Origin of the sequence: Streptomyces sp. NPDC008163, assembly GCF_042956885.1 — a bacterium.
In the GTDB taxonomy this organism is placed as follows: Bacteria; Actinomycetota; Actinomycetes; order Streptomycetales; family Streptomycetaceae; genus Streptomyces; species Streptomyces drozdowiczii_A.
In genome coordinates this window covers 1-1,414 of the sequence record NZ_JBIBHG010000033.1, presented here as the reverse complement: position 1 = coordinate 1,414, position 1,414 = coordinate 1, and the positions used below count along the sequence as shown (strand labels likewise).

The following is a 1,414-nucleotide window of genomic DNA, read 5'->3' as shown; positions in this document are numbered from 1 at the left end:
GGGGTCAGTAGCGGTAGTGGTCGGGCTTGTACGGGCCGTCGACCTCGACACCGATGTACGAAGCCTGCTCCGGACGGAGCGTCGTGAGCTTCACGCCGAGCGCGTCGAGGTGGAGGCGGGCGACCTTCTCGTCGAGGTGCTTGGGCAGCACGTACACGTCGGTCGGGTACTCCTCGGGCTTCGTGAACAGCTCGATCTGGGCCAGCGTCTGGTCCGCGAACGAGTTCGACATCACGAACGACGGGTGACCCGTCGCGTTGCCCAGGTTCAGCAGGCGGCCCTCGGAGAGCACGATCAGGACCTTGCCGTCGGCGAACGTCCAGGTGTGGACCTGCGGCTTGACCTCGTCCTTGACGATGCCGTCGATCTTCGCCAGACCGGCCATGTCGATCTCGTTGTCGAAGTGACCGATGTTCCCGACGATCGCCTGGTGCTTCATCCTGGCCATGTCCGAGGCCATGATGATGTCCTTGTTGCCCGTCGTCGTGACGAAGATGTCGGCCTGCTCCACCACATCGTCGAGAGTCGCGACCTGGTAACCGTCCATCGCCGCCTGCAACGCGCAGATCGGGTCGATCTCGGTGATGATCACGCGGGCGCCCTGGCCCCGGAGGGACTCCGCGCAGCCCTTGCCGACGTCGCCGTAGCCGCACACGACGGCCGTCTTCCCGCCGATCAGGACATCGGTGGCACGGTTGATACCGTCGATCAGCGAGTGACGGCAGCCGTACTTGTTGTCGAACTTCGACTTCGTCACCGCGTCGTTCACGTTGATCGCCGGGAACAACAGGCTCCCGTCACGGTGCATCTCGTACAGGCGGTGGACACCGGTCGTGGTCTCCTCCGTCACACCACGGATCTCGGACGCCAGCTGCGTCCACTTCTGCGGCGACTCACCCAGCGTCCGGTTCAGCAGCGTCAGGATCTGCGCGAACTCCTCACTGTCCGCCGTCGCCGGGTCCGGAGCCGCACCGGCCTTCTCGAACTCGACGCCCTTGTGGACGAGAAGCGTGGCGTCGCCACCATCGTCCAGAATCATGTTCGGACCACCGGTCGGCGTGTTCGGCCAGGTCAGCGCCTGCTCCGTGCACCACCAGTACTCCTCCAGCGTCTCCCCCTTCCAGGCGAACACCGGCACACCCGCCGGCGCCTCGGGAGTGCCGTTCGGACCGACCGCGATCGCGGCGGCCGCGTGGTCCTGGGTCGAGAAGATGTTGCAGGAGGCCCAGCGGACCTCGGCACCCAGCGCGACCAGCGTCTCGATCAGCACCGCCGTCTGCACGGTCATGTGCAGCGAACCGGTGATCCGGGCACCCGCCAGCGGCTGCGCTGCGGCGTACTCCTTGCGGATCGACATCAGACCGGGCATCTCATGCTCGGCCAAAGTGATCTCCTTCCGCCCGAAAGCGGCAAG

The 1,414-nt window shown here is 65.9% G+C and carries 1 protein-coding gene; it reads right to left on the bottom strand.

What is annotated here, in order from left to right:
• Positions 1-4: 4 nt before the first annotated feature.
• Positions 5-1,414 (bottom strand): adenosylhomocysteinase (ahcY, locus tag ACFZAT_RS33330; protein WP_391269699.1); only part of this gene is annotated, 1,410 nt, incomplete at its 5' end.